The 19,306-nt window shown below is 36.8% G+C and carries 23 protein-coding genes and 2 pseudogenes; 7 read left to right on the top strand and 18 right to left on the bottom strand.

The window, feature by feature from the left end:
• Positions 1–257: 257 nt before the first annotated feature.
• Positions 258–1,280 (bottom strand): LLM class flavin-dependent oxidoreductase, encoded by a 1,023-nt coding sequence (locus TR08_RS03705; RefSeq protein ID WP_045515824.1) that lies wholly within the window; start codon positions 1,278–1,280, stop codon positions 258–260.
• A 413-nt stretch (positions 1,281–1,693) separates the two neighbouring features.
• Between TR08_RS03705 and TR08_RS03700 the strand changes: the two genes are divergently transcribed.
• Positions 1,694–2,305, top strand: a complete 612-nt coding sequence (locus TR08_RS03700) for a cell wall hydrolase (protein ID WP_045515821.1) — start codon at positions 1,694–1,696, stop codon at positions 2,303–2,305.
• Between the two features lie 35 nt (positions 2,306–2,340).
• Here TR08_RS03700 and TR08_RS03695 read toward each other — a convergent pair whose 3' ends face one another.
• Both TR08_RS03695 and TR08_RS03690 read right to left on the bottom strand, forming a co-directional pair.
• Positions 2,341–3,396, bottom strand: coding sequence for a DUF4030 domain-containing protein (locus TR08_RS03695; RefSeq protein ID WP_045515820.1), 1,056 nt, complete (start codon positions 3,394–3,396; stop codon positions 2,341–2,343).
• Entirely contained in the window at positions 3,386–3,955 is a 570-nt protein-coding gene (locus tag TR08_RS03690; protein WP_045515819.1) for a sigma-70 family RNA polymerase sigma factor, read from the bottom strand. The genes TR08_RS03695 and TR08_RS03690 overlap by 11 nt, the downstream gene beginning before the upstream one ends.
• A gap of 205 nt (positions 3,956–4,160) precedes the next feature.
• Here TR08_RS03690 and TR08_RS33815 point away from each other — a divergent pair, with 205 nt between their 5' ends.
• The gene (locus TR08_RS33815; protein ID WP_081954334.1) at positions 4,161–4,421 is read left to right on the top strand and encodes a DUF2383 domain-containing protein; all 261 of its coding nucleotides are present in this window, start codon (positions 4,161–4,163) and stop codon (positions 4,419–4,421) included.
• Here TR08_RS33815 and lepB read toward each other — a convergent pair.
• From lepB to TR08_RS03655, 7 genes are all read right to left on the bottom strand, one after another.
• A complete protein-coding gene (lepB, locus tag TR08_RS03685) occupies positions 4,349–4,888 on the bottom strand; it encodes a signal peptidase I (protein ID WP_045515818.1) in 540 nt (179 codons plus the stop codon). The genes TR08_RS33815 and lepB overlap by 73 nt on opposite strands.
• A 146-nt stretch (positions 4,889–5,034) precedes the next feature.
• Positions 5,035–5,427: a hypothetical protein gene (locus TR08_RS03680; RefSeq protein ID WP_045515817.1), complete on the bottom strand. Its 393-nt coding sequence runs from the start codon at positions 5,425–5,427 to the stop codon at positions 5,035–5,037.
• Positions 5,428–5,866: 439 nt separating this feature from the next.
• Complete coding sequence (locus TR08_RS03675) at positions 5,867–6,694, bottom strand: GNAT family N-acetyltransferase (RefSeq protein ID WP_045515815.1); 828 nt, start codon at positions 6,692–6,694, stop codon at positions 5,867–5,869.
• An 88-nt stretch (positions 6,695–6,782) separates the two neighbouring features.
• Entirely contained in the window at positions 6,783–7,529 is a 747-nt protein-coding gene (locus TR08_RS03670) for a metallophosphoesterase family protein (protein ID WP_045515814.1), read from the bottom strand.
• 89 nt (positions 7,530–7,618) lie between these two features.
• A complete protein-coding gene (gene fosM, locus TR08_RS03665; RefSeq protein WP_045515813.1) occupies positions 7,619–8,041 on the bottom strand; it encodes a FosM family fosfomycin resistance protein in 423 nt (140 codons plus the stop codon).
• Between the two features lie 81 nt (positions 8,042–8,122).
• A complete protein-coding gene (locus tag TR08_RS03660) occupies positions 8,123–8,779 on the bottom strand; it encodes a hypothetical protein (protein ID WP_052427329.1) in 657 nt (218 codons plus the stop codon).
• Positions 8,780–8,882: 103 nt separating this feature from the next.
• On the bottom strand, positions 8,883–9,296 hold the full coding sequence (locus TR08_RS03655; RefSeq protein WP_045515811.1) for a VOC family protein: 414 nt from the start codon (positions 9,294–9,296) through the stop codon (positions 8,883–8,885).
• Positions 9,297–9,678: 382 nt separating this feature from the next.
• Here TR08_RS03655 and TR08_RS03650 point away from each other — a divergent pair, with 382 nt between their 5' ends.
• Positions 9,679–10,062 (top strand): hypothetical protein, encoded by a 384-nt coding sequence (locus tag TR08_RS03650; protein WP_045515810.1) that lies wholly within the window; start codon positions 9,679–9,681, stop codon positions 10,060–10,062.
• A 41-nt stretch (positions 10,063–10,103) separates the two neighbouring features.
• On the opposite strand, the gene TR08_RS03645 is transcribed toward TR08_RS03650, so the two are convergent.
• The 7 genes and pseudogenes from TR08_RS03645 to TR08_RS03615 form a co-directional block, all read right to left on the bottom strand.
• Positions 10,104–10,571 (bottom strand): CoxG family protein, encoded by a 468-nt coding sequence (locus TR08_RS03645; RefSeq protein WP_045515807.1) that lies wholly within the window; start codon positions 10,569–10,571, stop codon positions 10,104–10,106.
• Positions 10,572–10,959: 388 nt separating this feature from the next.
• On the bottom strand, positions 10,960–11,988 hold the full coding sequence (locus TR08_RS03640; RefSeq protein WP_045515806.1) for a hypothetical protein: 1,029 nt from the start codon (positions 11,986–11,988) through the stop codon (positions 10,960–10,962).
• Positions 11,989–12,015: 27 nt separating this feature from the next.
• The gene (locus TR08_RS03635) at positions 12,016–12,381 is read right to left on the bottom strand and encodes a VOC family protein (RefSeq protein WP_045515801.1); all 366 of its coding nucleotides are present in this window, start codon (positions 12,379–12,381) and stop codon (positions 12,016–12,018) included.
• Between the two features lie 147 nt (positions 12,382–12,528).
• Positions 12,529–12,771 carry a catalase-related domain-containing protein gene (locus TR08_RS03630; protein WP_045515799.1) on the bottom strand — a complete coding sequence of 81 codons (243 nt, stop codon included), beginning with the start codon at positions 12,769–12,771 and terminating at the stop codon, positions 12,529–12,531.
• A 72-nt stretch (positions 12,772–12,843) separates the two neighbouring features.
• Positions 12,844–13,530: a hypothetical protein gene (locus TR08_RS03625; RefSeq protein WP_045515797.1), complete on the bottom strand. Its 687-nt coding sequence runs from the start codon at positions 13,528–13,530 to the stop codon at positions 12,844–12,846.
• Positions 13,527–14,423, bottom strand: a pseudogene (locus TR08_RS03620) (ABC transporter ATP-binding protein). Before TR08_RS03620 ends, TR08_RS03625 begins: the two are co-directional and overlap by 4 nt.
• Positions 14,420–14,791 (bottom strand): GntR family transcriptional regulator, encoded by a 372-nt coding sequence (locus TR08_RS03615; protein WP_045515792.1) that lies wholly within the window; start codon positions 14,789–14,791, stop codon positions 14,420–14,422. Before TR08_RS03615 ends, TR08_RS03620 begins: the two are co-directional and overlap by 4 nt.
• A 239-nt stretch (positions 14,792–15,030) precedes the next feature.
• Here TR08_RS03615 and TR08_RS32340 point away from each other — a divergent pair.
• From TR08_RS32340 to TR08_RS03600, 4 genes and pseudogenes are all read left to right on the top strand, one after another.
• A pseudogene (locus TR08_RS32340) lies at positions 15,031–15,213 on the top strand (hypothetical protein); the annotation flags it as partial.
• A gap of 401 nt (positions 15,214–15,614) precedes the next feature.
• Positions 15,615–15,833, top strand: coding sequence for an AbiV family abortive infection protein (locus TR08_RS03610; RefSeq protein WP_045515791.1), 219 nt, complete (start codon positions 15,615–15,617; stop codon positions 15,831–15,833).
• Between the two features lie 154 nt (positions 15,834–15,987).
• Complete coding sequence (locus TR08_RS03605) at positions 15,988–16,233, top strand: AbiV family abortive infection protein (protein ID WP_045515790.1); 246 nt, start codon at positions 15,988–15,990, stop codon at positions 16,231–16,233.
• A gap of 469 nt (positions 16,234–16,702) precedes the next feature.
• Complete coding sequence (locus tag TR08_RS03600) at positions 16,703–16,969, top strand: hypothetical protein (protein WP_045515788.1); 267 nt, start codon at positions 16,703–16,705, stop codon at positions 16,967–16,969.
• A gap of 200 nt (positions 16,970–17,169) precedes the next feature.
• Here TR08_RS03600 and TR08_RS03595 read toward each other — a convergent pair whose 3' ends face one another.
• Entirely contained in the window at positions 17,170–19,278 is a 2,109-nt protein-coding gene (locus tag TR08_RS03595) for a transglycosylase domain-containing protein (RefSeq protein WP_045515902.1), read from the bottom strand.
• Positions 19,279–19,306 lie beyond the last annotated feature (28 nt).

Genomic DNA, 19,306 nt, shown 5'->3' with positions numbered 1-19,306 from the left:
TCGTATGAGATAAAGGATGTTGGCGTGACTGATTCATTTTGATAGTCGGGTTAATACTATACCAGCACAAAAAAATGACGTCTGCTAAACGTCATTTTTCTTTTATTACTTGATTGTGCTCGAAAAGGTTGATGAGCCAAGTTTTCGGTCACAATCAATGCTGAATTGTGACCGATAATGTTGACTAGCGATGATTTCGGTAACAATCATGGCTCGATTCTGCCCGAAAAAGTGACGAACCATGATTTCGGTAACAATTAATCATGTGGAGGGTTAAATGACTTCCCTTCCACCACTTCTTTAAATATTTCATATGAACGTTTTTGTTTCTCAGGATCATAGATGTAAGACACTGCCATTATTTCATCTACAGCATAGAACTCTTGGAAGCTTGTTAGCTGCTGACGGATCGTTTCTTTGCTACCCAATAAGGTCACACTAGACATGGACTTAGCCATTTCTTCCTCCATCGGATTCCAAATTCCGTCCATGCTTTCAACTGGAGGCCGTAATGGATTCCGTGACCCACGTACAACATTTAGGAAAAACTGCTGCATGGTTGTTTGTTGATATTTAGCCTCTTCATCGGTTTCAGCCGCAATGACATTTAAACATACTATCATATACGGTTTGTCTAGGTACTCAGACGGCTGGAACCGTTCACGATAAATGGAAATCGCTTCCCCCATGAATTTTGGTGCAAAGTGTGATGCAAACACATATGGCAGACCTAAGCTTGCCGCTAAATAAGCCGAATCTGTAGATGAACCAAGGATATATATTGGAACATTTGTTTCGACACCAGGATAGGCTTTTACATATCCTTGATGCTCTTCCGGACCAAAATAAGTAAGCAGTGCCTTAACGTCCTCAGGAAAGGTATAAACAGAATCATTTTTTGAACGTCTTAACGCATTTGCCGTCATCATATCTGTTCCAGGTGCACGCCCAAGCCCAAGTTCTACTCGATTGGGATAAATGGTTGCCAGCGTTCCGAATTGTTCAGCTACAACAAGCGGTGAATGGTTTGGCAGCATAATACCGCCAGAACCTACCTTGATTGTTTGGGTATGCTCCAAGGTATGTTTAATTAAAATTGGCGTGGCCGAACTTACAAGTGTCGGAGTATTGTGATGCTCGGCAATCCAGTAACGGTGATAACCCATTCCCTCCGTTGCTTGCGCTAGATCCACCATTTCTTCAATGGCTTGTTTTGAAGTCTTTCCCTCGCGGATTGGGGCTAGATTTAAGACTGATACAGGTATATTAAAAGTTCCCATTTTGTATTATTAATCCTTTCTTTTTAAAGGTATATTTCTATAGTAACAATAGAAATACAGGAAACAAACATATATGCTTTGCTTAACTAAATTATCCTTTGTTACTTTTAATTTTAAGATTCAGGACCTAATTTCAAATGATATCATGTGTCCTGGTTTTCATAGTGCTTATATAGTTTGGTCTTCATAAGCGCTCCATGAAGACCATTTCCCAAGTTCTATCACTATTATTGGCTTCATGAACCCTCCCTATTTTTACGACTAGCGACCATTCTGTCAATTTGGAATATACTTCTACCCCTTCATAGATTTCTAATTGTCTTTTCTATGTAACTTAACTGTAATACTAATCTATTTTTTCGATTCATAGTAATAGATTTAAATACAATAAACCAACTTGGAGGACTAGAATAATGAAAAAACTGATTACGTTATTAACTTTGGCTGCTTCACTTTTATTAGCTTCCCCCGCTTTTGCCTATGAGGTTAAACCAGGAGATACGATGTCAAAAATTGCAAGAGATCATAAATTAACTCTGCAAGAATTAGCGGATGTGAATCCACAAATCTCAAACCTTAATCTTATTTACATAGGACAAAACATTAATACTACTAAATCGATAAGGGCAAATGAACCAAAAATAGAAGAACCTGTGAACCTAAGTCTATCAGACGATGAAATAGATTTGCTCGCACGTTTAGTTAGAGCAGAGGCACGAACGGAACCTTTGGAGGGCAAGATCGCGGTTGCTTGTGTAGTACTGAACAGAGTCGAAAGTCCGCAATTCCCTGACACCATTAAGGAAGTTATTTATGCTCCTGGGCAATTTCAACCTGTAAAAAATGGCGAAATCAATAGGCCGGCCGATGAGGAATCGATTCAAGCTGTAAAAGAAGCTCTTACTGACCAAAGGCAACTAGCTCCAGGAGCATTATTTTTCTATAATCCTGCGATAGCTACCAGCAGTTGGCTTGATTCAAGAGCAACCACTCTTGTAATTGCACAACATGTCTTTAAAAAATAGAAAAAAGGACCAGCTTTGGTCCTTTTTCATAACACTTATTTCTTGTTAATTTTTTTCTCATCCTTACCGTAAATCGTCAGCTCATACGGATCATTTCTTACTTCTGCTGTCATTTCATGTGTTTGAATAAATTCAGTAATTTCATTTTCAATATTTTCTGCTATTTCCTTTGCCTCAGGATCCTTAGACTTAAGCGATATTCTTACTTCGATTTTCAATGGTAGTGGATGGAAGGAATAAGAAAGTCCTGTTATTTTAAAAGCTTTATTCTCACTTAATCCATCAAAAATTATATCAATAATACCATTTTGCACCCATCTTAATTCTTGTTCTCGTGCAGCCATGTCAATGCTGGTAATTTTGTATCTAAATTCACCGTATTCCTTTGTGATCAATTTTAATTGTTCTTTTAGTTCAGCCACTCTTTTTTCTGTTTTTGGCAAGGCAATATATATAAAATTCTCTTTACTATTAATGCGTACTTCAACTGGGAAAGCTGGTTGGTAATTATTTTTCTCAAGCAGGTCGAGCACCTTTTTTTCTAAATCAAATTTTTTTTTCATATATTCATTTACTTCTGGAGTAGTTTCCATAGGTTTTGGTAATTTTCCTCTTTTAACTTCGATATCATACTTTCCAAAATTCTGTGCTACTAATTCACTATTAATTTTTTGGATAACTTCAGTTTTCATTGATCGTACTTCTTCTTTGGAACCAAGCAACCAAATCTTAATCTCTCGGTCTGGGACTGAAACATTTAAATCACTAAAATCATACTTATTTTCATTTATAACATCGAATATTACTCCATTTAAGGCAATAGTGTATTTCTCTTGCTCAATAAATAAGCTAAAGTAAGGTATTTTTGATGTAACCTTTGCCATCCCTAAAGAAACATGGGTAGAACCGATAAGTAGAAGAAACAACACTGCAGCCGCAAAAGTAGAATAGCCCCATCTTTTAATTACAATCTTACTTCCCTTACTATGATTCTTGTCAGGGAGATTTTTTATAGCCTCCAAAACTTTTTGCTTATGCTTTTCTTCAAAACGCAAATGAGAATTCTTCGGATATTTTAATTTATCCTCCATAACTATGCCTCTCCTTCAAAGAACTTTGTAATAATTTCTTGGCCCTATGAAGCCTTGTTTTTACGGTATTTGATTTAAGACCTAGTAGTTCAGATATTTCATTAACCGATAATTCTTCATAATAATGAAGGATAATAACCTCTCTTAACTTTATAGGCAGTGCTAAGACATGTTCAAAAATGATTTCTTTTTCTTCTCCCTCAAGAATCTTCGCCTCGACAGATAGACCGCTGCTTGGAAAAATCGATCGAAACAAATCCTGGTAACTGATGTTTCTATAGGACCAGCTTCTAAAATAATCCTTGCACTTATTAACTGTGATCCGATATAGCCATGTTTTATAGGAGGATTTATTTTGAAATGTTTCTAAATTTTTGAAACAGCTTATAAACACTTCCTGCGAAATATCTTCTGCCAATTGTTTTTGTTTAACGTAAGTAAAAGCAAGCCTTACCACCATATCCCCATACTGATCCATCAGCCAACTAAGTTGTTCTTCTTGTGTTATCTGATTGATTTCAATAGGTGATGAAGTTGTTTCTATCTTTTTCACAAGCATTCATAACCCCTCTCTTTCCAAACATTAGACGAAGCTATCCAATTATTGGTTCCGTAAAAAAACTATTTTTTTTATTTTGAATCAGCTGAAAGTAAATCTCGAATAAAACAACCTACGGAGGTATCAAAATGGAATGAAAGAAAGTGGTACTATGTCCAATGCGACCATAATAGAGGAATTAAATACATTATAAAGAGGTACATATATGGGGATTCGTTCTTTTGAGCACTATATCCAAAAGGTAGACGATGATGAGTTAAAAAGAAGGTTTCAATCTATGCAACAGGAGGTTAAGCTCCATGCGCACAAACTGGCAGAGCGGATTCAAAATCTAAAATACACCACTTCCCAATCCACATTAAATCAAAGAAAAAGAGGTTGCTTTAACAACCTCTATTTAACATTCCTTATTTGCGTAAAAGGTAAAAAAACAAATTCAGGTTTGCCTACAATGGTTTCTTCTTGAATATATCCTAACCCATTGCGACTATCCATACTGTGTAATCGATTATCACCCATAACAAAATAATTGTTTTCAGGGACAATTTCCGGTCCAAAGTCACCAGTTAGTAAGCTTCCCATTTGTTCCGCTTCTTTACGATTCTGAGAAAGATAGGATTCTTCAAATAGAACACCATTTATATACAATTGATCCTTCTTCATTTCAATCGTATCTCCAGGCAACCCAATAATTCTTTTGACATAGTTTACTTCTTTTCCTTTAATAATGACAATTTCTCCTCGTTTAAAATTGTCCGCTACATTTAATTTATTAACGAAGATTTTTTCTTGATTATGTAATGTGGGCTCCATTGAAGCACCCTCAACGATGTAAGGAGCAAATAAAAATGTTCGAACGACAAATGCCACGCCTAAAGCAATACAGATAGATTTTGTCCAACTTTTTATTTCATTTTTTGTATGTTCATTCATTTATCTCTCTACCTCTCCTTTTTTAAAAATTATCCTTGTTATTATTATAAGTTAAACAATTTCTTATTAGTAATGATTTCGTATCGTTCTGCTAATATTCTTTTATTCTATTAAAAGAAATCATGTTTAAACATTAGACACCCTCCTCATTTTTTCTTTTTTACTAAATAACCTAACAACAGGTAAACCATTCCTACAGATAATAGTAAAATTTCATTCTTAGATCCTATTGAACCAAAAGAGATTAAGAAGGTGGCTATAAAGCCAAGACCAAGAATGAAACAAAAGTACATATAAAAAATTCTCCAACCTGTTTTCTTAAGTTTGAAGGCTCCAATACTGGTGATGAAACCACAAAGGAGAAGACTAATAAAAATAAGCAGTATATAATGGCTGCTTGAGGAATAATCCGTTCCGGAATTTAGCGCATTGGATAAACCTATTCCTATAAAAGATAATATACCAAATCCTATGGCTACGAAGATTGTCAAGGTACCCACAATCACGCCAAGCAACTTTGTAAATACAAATTCGTTCATTCACTCACCTCTATAAAGTGTAAATTACTCGTCCTCTTTTCAAAATTTTACCACAAAATAACTACCGATTAATAAAAAGACTCCTTTTAGGACAAAAAGAAAAGCCGTCATAAGACAGCTCTTACTTTTCTCTTATACTATTTTAATTTACTTTATTAACTAGATTACGTTCTTTCCTAAAACCAAATCCTTTTATAATAGTCATACTCATATAAGTCCATATTCTCATCACTATCTTTATTTGGGGCACACTCTTCACAAGGTTCTTCCGATTTGTTATGTTCACATTGTTCTAATAAAAGTTCCATGGTTTGTTTCCCCTCTCCTAGTTCTTACTATTATTATAATGTAAACGGTTACAATTGTCTTCTGTTTTTTAATGGAAAGAATAGGAAAGGGTTCGAGACATTAGAAGGGGATTAGAGTAACCCCCTCTAATTTATTGTGTTACTTTATAGTATTCCTGGGAATGATAGCTTCTAAATCCACATGATTCATAGAGCCTCAGGGCATGCGCATTTTTAGACTCTACCTCTAGAAAAATAGAAAATCCTTTTTCGTCTTGCATTTTTACTACATTCGATAGTGCTTTTCTACCTATCCCTTTTCCCTGGAGCTCGGGAAATACGGAAAATCCATAAATCCATGATTCTCCATTCATTTCGGAGAGACGCATTTTTCCAGCAGTTTTTCCTTCTGCTTCAATAATTAACCTTAGGTCCGTATTAAGGTCTTTGGTTTCTTGCTTATACTGGCGTGCTTCTTTTTCATTTAACCCAAAGCACTGGACATCGAGTTGTATTTCCGCTTCTAAATCTTCATCAGAAAAAGAAGGTCTTACCGTAACTGAATCATCTTCAGCTAATTCTGTTTTCTGCCATTTCATTTGATATTCTACCATTGACAAAGTACAAGGGATGTCCTTTAAAAACTCCTTTGCTGATTGAGATTCTGTTGGTGCATTTAACAAAATGGTCCTAGCTTCGCGTTTCTTTGCCTCCTCAAGTCCACCTTCTAACAGCTTTGAAAATATTCCTCTTCTACGGTAATCCGGGTGCACCATCCCGCAAAATTCTACCTTATTACCAAAATAATAGCTTCCAAGAAACCCAACAAGTTTGCCGTCTACATAATGGAAAAAGTCTTCCTTCCGATTTTCAGACCTGCTTTCAAGCATATCAAAATTTAGCTTCAACTGAAGATTGCCCTCTTTCTCGCAAATCTCCAGAAGTGTTTTTATCTCATTTATTTTTTCTTTCGTTAACATTCATTAACACCTCTGTTTATTGTGACTTTACATCAATCTAATATTCTACTTGCAAGCAACGTTCACCTTTTTTTACAAAAAGTTGTATTCATTGAATTTGGTTCCCGTGAAATACTTTAAGTATGAATTCACGTCCAGGTACATCTAACCTATGATACGATTCTAGGAACTCAGAGTTATTATACAATGCTTCTTCAAGATTAATTTCTAACTGGTTAGTAGAAAGCGTAATAATCGCATAGCGAGCAGCTGGTTTATCATTACATCCAAGTGAACCTGGATTTAGGTATATTGCTTTTTTTCCTTTAAAATACTGTGTTGGATGATGATGTCCGAAACAGATCAAATCTTCCCGATTATCTTTAAATAAGGTTTCTAAATTTTCGACACTTGGCTCTACAATCGAACTAAATGGATCCTTGCTAATATGCTCATTCCATTTACTCTTTTCAAGTTTGTAATGATTAAATAGGATGGAATGACCTTCAATCTCATGGATAATGGTTCGAGGTAATTGATCTAACTTCGGGATAAATGATTGATCCATTCTATCTAAAATCCATTGATGGTGTTCTCTTACAAGAGAATGACTTTGTGGGTACTCTTGCCCTTTTGCTAAAGCTAATACGGCCTCATCATGGTTACCTGTAATTATAGACGTATCATTTCTAGAAAAAAGAATTTGTAAAACTTCGTTTGAGTCAGGACCTATTCCAATCATATCTCCTAAACAATAAATATGGTCAACATCTCTTCTCTTATCAAGTTCTGTGAGTACGGCTTTTAATGCTGGTGCATTCCCGTGAATATCCGTAATAATTGCCATTCGCTTCATTTTATTCGCTCCATTTTCTAAAACCTTCCTACTTTATTCAAAATCACGAAACACCTAGGTTTAAAGATTGATAGCTCCCTCTACCAACCTTAATCATAAAACACCATGTGTTTTTTCTCCTGTTTATAATAATTTAATCTGTCTTGTAATGTACCTGTATGGAATTCAAATTTGTGACCGTCAGGGTCCGTAAAGTAAATAGACTTTTTATCTTTTATATCTCTAGGGCGACTAGGTAGTATGTTTACACCTAATTCCACTAGCCTTTCGTGCATTGGATCAAAATCTACTTCTTCTATTGAAAAAGCGATATGCGTATAGGATTGGTTTATTTCATTACGAGGAATATCTTTTTCTACATTAAGAGCAAGCCACATACCATTTAAATCAAAATAGGCCGTGGTTCTACCTTTAACTAACAACTTTGCACCAAACACACTTTGGTAAAATTCAATAGATTCCTCTAAATTCGATACTGAGAATAAGAAATGATTTAACCCTTGTATTGTCACCAAACCACCTCAAGCATTATGTCTTTATCCGAAGTCTCAAGTATATCTTTAATTGAAACCTAAATGGAACGTATTTAAGTATCATTTACGTTGAGCTCTAATTAATTCTAGATATTGTACATCGCCTAACCCATACTCAGTGAATTTTTCGATAAGTGAAGACACAAGTTCTTTTTCGGGGACATATTTGTGCTCTTGAATATACAACATTAGATTACTATTACTATTAAGATAAGTTAAATATAGTTCAACACCCTTCATTAAAGGAGCAGGACTGATTGATTTTGGCATCGTTTTATGTATCAACACTTGTTTATAAAATTGGTCATATCCATTGACCTCTAGTGTGAAACTTTCAACAGGTTTAAACTTATCACCCACTAAATGAAGGTCAATCGTATTGTTATGACCGGTTCTATCCAACCATGCAAGAATAGTGAGGATGTTAATTTGACAAAACATATCAGCATCAAACCATAAAGCTATTCGGGTAAAGTTTTTACGAAAGAGAGGCTGTAATGGTTTTAGAGTAATTTCAATATATTGTTCCGGTGTTACTTGATGAACCTTCGCGCGTATTTCTACGAAATCCTGTGTGAATAGCTCAATAGATGTATCTCCAAAACACATTGCTTCGTTAAAGGGTATCATCAATTCTTTTTCGAGAAAATTCGTCTTTTTAAAAAAATCATACATGCTTTGTCCATTTAATATATGTAATGTTGATTCTCGAATCATCGTTTTGCACTCCACTCTAGTTTCTTTTTCAAAAAAATCAATCGGTGTGCAATGACAATATCCTCTTCATTTACTAATTTGATCATTTACATTTTCCCCCATACTAAGAAAGAAACTTATCTTTATAAATTGGACTTAATTCACTCCAAACATCAAATTTATTACCATCCAGATCATAGAATACAAAGTTTCTACCGCTGTGTCCTCTGTTTTCAATTTCTCCAACTCTAATTTTCTTCTCCTTAAATTCTCGATGAACCGCTTCAAGAGCATTGAATCCATTCACTTCAAATGTGATTGAAAAGCACTCTTCACCGTATGAATTAAAGAAATTGGCGCTTTGATATTCCTTTGCCTTTACTAAAAAGACACTTTGATTGGCAAAATTAAGTATGGCTTTGTCTTCATCTTTATAGTTTAAAATTGCTCCTAATTTGTTTACATACCATTCAGAAGAAAGATCTACATCACTAACAGGTAAATAAGTTGTACCAATCCTAATTAATCTTTCGACCATCCTAATTCCCCCTATTCCTAATGTTTACATCTTAAATATTAATGAAGACTACCCAAAAAATACATAAACGAGAAAATAAAAAAGAAGGTTAGTACTGAACCCAATACGGTCTGATTATGAGTACTTTTAGTTTCCTTTATGTTTTTTATAAAAAAAACAAGATTAATAAACCACAACATACCAAGCAGCGGTGTAACAAACAAAAAGAGAAATAAAACCACAACCTTTCCCACCACCTTTTTATACCCAATATATATCCTATTCGCTTTTAGACAGGAATTTTCCTTTTTCAACCAATCAAATAATAGACAAAAGGTATTTAAACTTGGTAAGATGTCTAATAACATATTTACATTTTTTATTGAAAAAGGAGCTACAAATAATGTTTTTGACAGAGCTTCAACAAGAGGAGAAAGAAGCCTTTCTTGAGTTAGCCTACTTAATCGCAACCATTGATGGAAATTATTCGGTATTTGAAAATCCTGTTATTGTAAAATATCAAAAAGAAATGGATCTTGAGGATTATTCATCCAAAGGTGCAACGTTAGAAGATATCCTAAAGGTATTTAAAGAAGAACGCTCCAAACATATTGTCTTAACAGAAATCCTTCGCTTGGTCTATTCAGACGGTATTGTTCACGAAAATGAACAAAAGTCGATCCGTATAATTAGGGAGCACTTTGGTTTCGACTCCAATAAATACGCTAATTTCAAGGATTGGATAGTAGGAATAAAAGAATTAGCCAATTATCCTGAGCATGAATAGATAGGAATGAAAAGAGCAACGTTCAATGACGTTGCTCTTTCTCACTTTCGACCTTTTCTTAAAAGATAAAGGTTTTTCTTTATTTCACTTTCTAGACTAATGAAAAATTTCTTTATTCCCTTGTTTGCCCCTCCATTTAAGACGCGCTCTGCAGCCCCTGACAGGACGCCAGTGACATTCGCCTCAGCCTGGATGTTGAGCTTGGTGTTTCCTTGTTGGTCATTCAAGAATAAATCCGCTTTGCCACTGATTTCCCCTAAATTACCTTTTCCTTTCAGAATCAAATGATAATAAGAAGGCATTTTTTCTTTTACCAGCTTGACCTCGAGTGCAAAAACATCCTTAAGTGGTCCAATGGTAACCTCCATCTCAGCATGATATAATCCGCTTGAGCTTTGGACAAATGACCTGCAGCTCGGAATCGCATTTCCAAGAACCTTTTCATCTTTGATGTACTTCCAGACAATTTTTCTTGGCAAACCAAAGGTATGCTGGTATTCAATTTTCAAAGGATCCCCTCCATTTTTGAAGGTCTTCAAGATAAAATACCTATTATAACTAATATTCAATTCACATATGAATATTCAAAATTAATTTTTGTGTTCTTTGGTTAGTTATTTTGGACTAACCGGAATCAAAGACCATTTTTGATTCCCTCGCTGATTCTTTTTCTGAGAAAAAGGGAATTAAAAGCCTTTTTTTGAATTGACCGTAACTGTGATTTCATATCTTTTCGGTCACTCCATCTCCTCTGCATTGACCTATTCATGATTCCAAATCGTTTTCGGGCACTCCAAGCTCATATGTATGGACTGATATAAAATTCCCGAGATTATTCTCTGTCTATGCTACATACTTCTATAACCTAAAAAGGCGATGACCTCCTGTCACCGCCTTTTAACGATATTCGATTTCTTCGTCTGATCGATACATGATATAAAATGGATAGGTTCCATTACAGTAGTAGCCTGTTTCATTATCATATCTTTTCGTTTGAATCATTGGTGGAAATCCTTGTTCAGTTAATTTCCGACGTAATCTGCTGACATTTGTGGTATACGTGTTAGGAATGATGGTATCCACGACTGAGAAATCATGTCTTGTGGCTGGCACTGCTTCTGAACTATTTAAAAGAAAATAACTCAGCATATATCCTTGGTCCTGGGTTAGCAAAGCTTCCTCCCCGTTAAAAACAGCAATGATTGTACGATCACTAAAATAAAGAAGAAAGGTATCACGCGGTGGATTTGAAATTAACTTCTCACACTCCGCTTTAGAACAAGTAGTGGTTCCCGCTTTATTGACCTTGTAAAACGCATGACGCAGTAAATATTGTTCATTTTCTATTAAACTGCTAAACAATGGAGATAACTCTTGTTTCGGAATTTCTTGCGTCTTAGCGAGAGGTAATTGATTAATTTTTTCATACGTTTCTTTTGCAATATGCAAAGCACAATTGGATAAATAAAGATGGGCATTCAACTGCTGCTGTTCATTTAATTGATAGAGATGCTGTTTATGGTATTGTTCATTGTCTAATGCATTTTGGAAATACTGAATCGCTTTTGTATATTCATTAAATTTATAAGACAAGAAACCTAGTCGATAGGACGCCAACGGATTTCTTTTATCATATTTTAACGATTCCTCTAGGCAGCTCCTTGCCAAATAATCATCCTTTTGGTATTCCGTTTTCAAATACGTTCCATAGTGGATAAGACAGTAAATTAATTTCCTTTTTACATAATCAAGCGAACTTTGATAATCCTCATTGTTTTGCCGGACAAGCTGGGAGAGTTTTCGGTACATTTCCTTGTACAATTCAATTTTCATTGAATAATTAGAATACCCATGTTCCTCTTCCTGCTCATTCAGTTCTTCTTCTATCTCTTCTAATTCTTCAATTGTTTTTTCTCTTAGACTCATTATCCTCACTTCCCCCTCTTCGAAAGATTAGATCCACTCTAATAATTCAATACGGTTACCAAAGGGATCAGTTGTATAGAAACGATTGGCTCCCGGAAGGTTATTGTCTTCAATTACTTCTACCCCGTTTGCTAGTAAATGTTTTTTCAACGCATCAATATTTTCTATTTCAAAGGCAGGATGTGCTTTTTTCGCTGGCGTAAAAGGTTCCTCAACGCCAATATGTACTTGCGTCCTGCCACTTCGAAACCAAACACCGCCGCGCTTTTTCAATTCCTCTGGTTTTTCTATTTCCTCAAATCCTAGAATATCTATAAAAAACTTCCTTGCAGTATCTTCACAACCTTTTGGAGCAGCTAGTTGAATGTGATCAATCGCTTTAAAACGATACATAAAAAAACTACCTCCAGTTAAAAATGTTTTATTATATACAAATTTCGCCACAACTTGATAAATTCCTTCTATCACAACATTCAATACCTAATTATCATAATTAAACGAATAATGGCCGAACTTAAAACAAGTTCAGCCATTCTACTATTAATATGGATCTGCTTCATGTCCCATTCGATTTGCCTTATCTGTCGCCTCATCTGCTTCCGCCGTGCTTGTATGTGTTTTATCCTTCCTCATTTCCATTGCTATCGCTACTCCATCTTGGACTCGTTTTCCATAATCATCGTCAGCATTCGTAAAATACTCAATCATTTTATTCTGGATTTCGGCTCTGCACATCGTGATCCGTATTCGGCAAGTGAGGGGTGTTTTGCCCGGTATTTTCATCCGGACGGCTCTGTATAAATACGGCGAAGGCCGCCCGACAAATGATCGGACGGCCATACGGCGTGTTACCGGCTAAACGGTTGCTTTGCGAATCATGAAAAATGACAGCAGGACAAAGATGACCGCGCCAACAAACAACAACGAAGCTAATTGAGCGGCGGAATGTCCGCTTAGCCAATTGAAAATGTCCGTCCACCAGCCGAAATACGTGCACAAGAACGAAAGCACGGACCCCGCAACCAAAATAATCGGAAACAAGACGAACATACCCATCCTCCCAAAACGCCGGTATACGGCGACAATGGCGAAGCCAAGGAAGGTCATATGGAACGCTGTCGCGAACAAGGTCCACCACCGTTCCGCCAGGGACCCATCACTCAAATAAGGCAGGTTGAAAAAATGCAGCCCGACTCCCCAGCCCCAATCGCCCTCCACGACTGAAAGCGCCAAAAGCACGACGGAAATACCCAAGCAAACAACGGTGACCATCATGAGAGTCCCAAGAAAAAAGTCCGTTCTCCGGATGCTCAGGCCAAGCGCAAAAGGAAAACTTTTCGTCAGCGTAGCGATGCCGACAATCATCATCAAAATGAAGATGGAAGCCAAACCGCCGGTAAATAACCCGTTTTCCGGCTGGACGATCCATCCAATCAAGAAGTTGACTAAAAAAGCAGGAAGCAATGCAAAACACCATGGAGCAATCAACCACATCATTCTATCCTTGGCATGAATTTTCATTACGGTTGCAATTCGATTCATCGGAAATCCACCGCCCTGCGATCAGATTTTTGTTTGGTCAAATGAACAATCAACTGTTGAAGTGATACCGGGGTAAGCTCAAGCCCTAGTAATTCGGCCTTCTTCCTTCTTTCTGGATCCAGCCTGCCAAGCACCGTAGCCGACAATAGGCCACCGAATGGTTTACGGTCGATTGTCTCCTGCCCGGAAATAAAGGCCTCCACTTTCTCCGCCTGACCTACGGCGCAATAGGCCTGCCCGCGAATGGCATCCCCATCCTCATTAAGAATAAGCTTCCCGCTATCGATGACGATCACATGCTCCAAAATCCTGCTTACCTCGTCGATTAAATGTGTGGACAAAACGATCGTCCGCGGGTGCTCCGCGTAATCCTCGATCAGCCGATCATAGAACAACTCCCTCGCTACAGCGTCCAGCCCCAGGTAAGGCTCGTCAAACATCGTCAGCGGCGCGCGGCTCGCCAAACCGATAATGACGCCGACGGACGAGAGCATACCCCGCGACAGCTTCTTTATCGCCCGTTTCAACGGCAGATGGAAATCATTCAGCAATTGATCGGCAAATCGCTGGTCCCAATTCGGAAAAATTACCGGACACAACTCCAGCACGTCGATCACTCGAAAATGGTCGGGATACTTCTGGCTTTCTTTAATAAAACAAACCTAGCTCAATACGCGATTGTTCTCATAAGGAGCCTCTCCGAACACGCTCACCTTCCCACTTGTCGGAAACATCTGCGCCGTCAGCATGTGCATGATTGTTGTTTTGCCTGCGCCGTTTCGGCCCAGCAATCCGTAAATTTTGCCTGATTCCATCCTAAAGCTGACATCGTCTACCGCATTGACACCACCATATGTTTTGGTCAGCCCTTGGACTTCAACAATGTTCATCATTTCGTTCCTTCCCCTCTCCGGATCATATCCGTCAATTGTCCTTTCGAAATGCCAAGCTTTTCCGCCTCGCGAATCATCGCTACGACATACTGTTCATAGAAACTCTCCTTTCGCTTCTCCATCAGCCTTGCTTTTGCACCTGTTGCCACAAACATGCCGATCCCCCGCTTTTTATACAAAATGTTCTCGTCCACCAGCAAATTAACGCCCTTGGCCGCCGTTGCCGGATTTATTTGAAAAAACGATGCAAATTGAGTCGTTGACGGCACTTGCGATTCCTCCGGCAACCGGCCTTCGATAATATCGTCTTCGATATTCTCAGCAATTTGCACAAAAATCGGGCGACTGTCGTCCATCGTGAAAGCCATAATACACACCACCACATCGGTTAGTTACTTATGTAGTTAACCATATAACAAAGCAACTGTCACGTCAACGGCTATTCGCCCAAATAAAATCGTTCTGATAAAAATTCGAGCCATTATTTGTACCTATATGTGTTTACTAGAATTTGATAGGATTTCTTTTGTAAGGGAAGGAACCGGAGGATAGAACGTAGTGGATTATCCGTTTCATGATAGATTAAACACAGTAAGGTAAGGACTATGGCAAGATGGCTCTGACTCAAGCCATCTACTTTTTAGCAACTCTCCCTAATTGCAGCCAAACCATCAACTCGGGAGTAAAGGAATCAAATACAAATGCCTTGCGGTTTTATCAAACATTCGGTTTTAAAGATACCGGCCGGAGAGAACTTGGAGAACAATTGATAGAATACCGTATTCACTAGTTTTACTACGGAGATAAACAAAGGGGATTGTCTTAAAAGTGTCAACACCTTTATTTTTAAGACATCCTCATATTTAAGACTAATAAATCATTTCACTACATTTTTTTACTCATGTTACACCAAGTGACCCCTACATGCTCAGAATTTGATACACCGTTGTTGTAGTATTCTTGGCTTTCATAGAAGCGAATTAGGTCCTCTTTACATGTAAGAGTAATCGTTTCACGTTTATTCGTTCTTACTTCTTTTTCTAGATACAAAAAAATCGTTTATTTTAAATCTACAGTTGCCAAACAAAATAAATCAGTAAGTTAAATGAAGAGCTAATAGGCTTTTCCTTTTTTTCTTTTTAATTATAGATACAATATTTGTTAATGGCATATTTTTTGGGAGAGATAATAATGAGCTTTAATCAATTAAAGGTAGAGGATATTGAAAAAATTTTTAGTAAGATTTATGAGAATGCTTGTGAGCTTTTAGAGGAATCAGAGATATTATATAACAATGGCAAGCATGCAAGAGCCTATTTATGTGCACATATAGCCTTTGAGGAATTTGGAAAATTACCCATGTTAAACTCTGTAGCTATAGATGTTTTCTTTGGTAAGAATATTGATTGAAATAAATTAAATAAAGATATAAGAAGTCATCACACAAAACTTTCTCAAAGTTATGCAACAAGACTAATGACTCTTTTTTAATTTATGAAGATAAGTGGATAAACAATTTAGCTTTTCTTTAATAATTAATTGCTATGATGAGATACTTAAATTTATGGATGAACATAATTGGTTAATGGCTGAAAGTGTAGAAGAACTTTTTATGGATATTGGAAATCAAGTACAACTTGATACTATCCCTAATGTAGCAGATATCTTAAATGGGTATAAGAATAGCAGCTTGTATGCAGATTTTAATAATGATATTTTTTATAAACCCAATGAAAAGATTGATAAAAAGTCTTGTATTTTTATGATTGTACTAGCTCAAATACAAAGAAAATATTTTGATTATCCGTAAGGATGACCTTGGCGATTCGTTAATGAATCTGCACTTTCACCAGTTCCCATACTATTTTTCCCTTCCACTTTATCCCTCCATTGCCTGAAATCATACTATTTATTTATTTCCAATCCGATTTTATTGTATGTATTTTTTCATTTTCTACCAAAAAAACTGGTTAAGAAAGGAAATCCTAACCGGTTTGAATATCTTATTTTATTTGAAATTGATTTACTTTAATGGAAAAATTAATTCTAAGTTCCATTAAGCATTCTCTTAAATCGAAGTCTGCCATGACAGGAAATGATTATGACGTCGTTTTGCACAGCCAAATGCTTTGACCCGGTGATAGGGGAGCTGGATTATGTTTTCTAAATGTCATATATATTCATTATTATTTATTTTTCAGTATCCGTTTCATCCATGTTAAAACATACATAGACTAATGATGACTTTACAAATTATTTATATAGGGAGATGACTATAGTTGTATAACCCTTACCAATACAACCCTTATCACTTTAATCAAAATCAACATTATAACCCATACCATTATAAACACACAGTATTAAAAAAAGTTGAGCCTCTTGTTCATTATGGATTACATGAAGCAAAACACACTTCTTTTACCCATGCCCTACGAGAGGTAGCAGCTATTGCGTACCTTATGGGTATGGGATATGAACCTAACATTGCTCACAAGATAGTGGAGTCTTGGGAAATAAACGAGGCATTTTATCCAGGGCAAAGATAAATTTCCTAACCTTCAAAAGGTATTGAAGCACCGTTGACGCGGTGCTTTCTTGTCCTATACGGAAAATTAATATTTATAGATATTACTTGAAACTATAACAGACCAAATCGTATGTGATTTGGTCTGCCAATTAGTATATAGAGATGAAGTAACACCACAAAAACGGATCCTGCACAGCATTTTAAAACACAAATTATCTTTTATTCATCATCATCTTCGGCGTCATCTTCATCCTTATCCTTATCCTTATCTTTATCCTTATCCTTATCCTTTTTCCCCTTATTTTTTCCCTTTTCTTCCTTTTTTTCCTTACCCTTTCCTTTATTGTTCTTCTGTTTTTCTTTTTCTTTCCTAGCTTTTTCCTCTTGCTCTTTTATCTTCTTGATTTCATTCTTGTATTTTTTTTCAACGCTTGTTAATGCAAATTTATCATCAGGCAGCTCTGATCCTACCTTCGATAGAATTTCTCTAAAAATTACAGGAGTGGTTCCACTGCTTGATGTGGCTAGGTAATGATTTTCATCGGTTTGATCATAGCCTAACCAAACCGCTCCGACAATGTTAGGGGTATAGCCGACAAACCAATGATCCTTTGTTCCGCCTTCGTTCGCGAATGGAAGCTGTGTTGAACCAGTTTTACCTGCAATGTCAAACCGATCTAATTGAGCCTTCTTCCCAGTACCTTCCTCAACAACACCCTTTAGCATGTAGGTGATTTTTTGAGCTACTTCCGGTTTAGTCACTGTAGTTGATTTGCTCTTCCATTTAGCAATAACTTTTCCTTCTGCATCTTCTATTTTTTCGATGGAATGCGCCTCTACCATTGTTCCATTATTTGCGAATACGGTGTAAGCTTGTGCCATGGCTAACGGTGAGGTTCCTTCGTTCATTCCCCCGAGTGCAATTCCAAGAGAATGGTCTTCTTCTTGTAAAGGAATACCGAAAGTTTCCACTGACTTCGTACCCTTTTCCAATCCGATTTGATTTAATAACCAAACAGGAGGAACATTGTACGAATTCACGACCGCGTCATACATTGTTACCTCGCCACGATATTGCTTATCATAATTCTTAGGCTGGTAGCCGCCAATATTTAGCGGTTTATCTTCTAACAGATCAAATATTTCAAAGCCTTGTTCTAATGCAGGTGTATAAACAGCTAATGGTTTCATCGTCGAACCTGGCTGCCTAATTAATTGTGTAGCCCGGTTAAATCCTAATAGGGTGTGTTCTCCTCTTCCACCAACAAGAGCCTGAATACCGCCATTCTTAGGATCAATGAAAATAGCCCCGCTTTGAAGCAGCTGATCGTCTGGACTGATTGGAAAAAGATTATCATTGTGATAGACTTCTTCTGTCGCCTTTTGAACAGTTGGATTTAATTCTGTAAAAATATGAAGTCCGCCAGAAAGAATTTCGTTTTTGGTCAGCTGATATTCCTTCATTGCTTCTTCTATAATGTGGTCTACATAATAAGGATATTTGCCATCATACTCATCTTCCACTTTTTCTTCATTTAACACCACTGGCTGTCCCTTTGCTTTGTCAACATCGTTTTGACTAATGTATCCTTCTTTTTCCATCAAGGCTAATACAAGATCTCGACGCTCGACTGATTTTTCCATATTCTTAAATGGTGAGAGATTCGAAGGAGCTTTGATTAGCCCAGCTAGCATCGCAGACTCACTTAAGGTTAGTTCACTTGCTTCTTTTCCAAAGTAGGTTTTAGCTGCTCGCTGGATCCCCCATGCTCCCTCTCCAAAATAAATCTGATTTAGATATCTCTCCATGATTTCATCTTTTGAGTAGGTACGTTCAATTTTCTTTGTAATAATCAGTTCCTTGATTTTGCGTGTATACGTTCGTTCATGTGTCAGAAATGCATTTTTGGCAAGCTGCTGGGTAACGGTACTCCCGCCTGCAACGATGTCGCCGCTCAACATATTCTTGAAAAAAGCCTTCATAATAGCAAAATAGTTTATTCCATTATGCTTATAAAAACGTTGGTCTTCCGTTGCAATCACAGCATGGATGACTTCTTTTGGAATTTGCTTGATCCCTACTCCTTCAATACTGGAATTGGAAATCTTACTAGCAATCTCGCCTTTCTGATCATAAATAATCGTTGGCTGTGGCGCCGGCTTGTTTAATTTGCTGACATCGCTGGCCCATATAAAGATATTAACGATAAGGAGGCCACATATTGCTGTTATGATCCCTGCTATAATCAACTTCTTAACTAAATCCTTTTTTAAAAACTGACTCCAATCTCGTTGTTTAGACGCCTTTCTTTGCTGTCTTTGTTCCATTCGTCCCACGTCTTTACCACCTTCAACT

Origin of the sequence: Neobacillus niacini, from assembly GCF_000759675.1 — a bacterium.
Lineage (GTDB): Bacteria > Bacillota > Bacilli > Bacillales > Cytobacillaceae > Neobacillus > Neobacillus niacini_A.
This window is presented reverse-complemented; position numbering and strand designations above follow the sequence as displayed.